The organism is Pseudomonas sp. IT-P260 (assembly GCF_949768395.1).
GTDB lineage: Bacteria > Pseudomonadota > Gammaproteobacteria > Pseudomonadales > Pseudomonadaceae > Aquipseudomonas > Aquipseudomonas parakoreensis.
Genome location: NZ_CATKPO010000036.1, coordinates 1 through 220, shown reverse-complemented (window position 1 = coordinate 220; position 220 = coordinate 1). Strand labels below are relative to the sequence as shown.

Here is a 220-nt window from a genome sequence, read left to right as displayed (position 1 = left end):
GCGTTCCTTGCGAACCTGGTCGACCCAACGGCGCAAGGCGGTAGGGCCAATATCCAAACTGGCACAAACATCGGGAACTGACTGGCCCTCGTCCAGCACCATGCAGGCGGCCTTGAGTTTGAACTCACTGGAATAAGATTTACGCATATCCAAACACCTCAGATTTGGGCGCCATCATAGCGCCCGATTGAAGTGTCCAAAATCATTAGGCCAGTTCAGC

The 220-nt window shown here is 53.6% G+C and carries 1 protein-coding gene; it reads right to left on the bottom strand.

The genetic code is table 11. From position 1 onward, the window contains the following. Nucleotides 1-147, bottom strand: a 147-nt coding sequence (locus tag ACM6HV_RS16475; RefSeq protein WP_414904771.1) for a transposase, incomplete at its 3' end; no start/stop codon positions are given. Nucleotides 148-220: the final 73 nt, after the last annotated feature.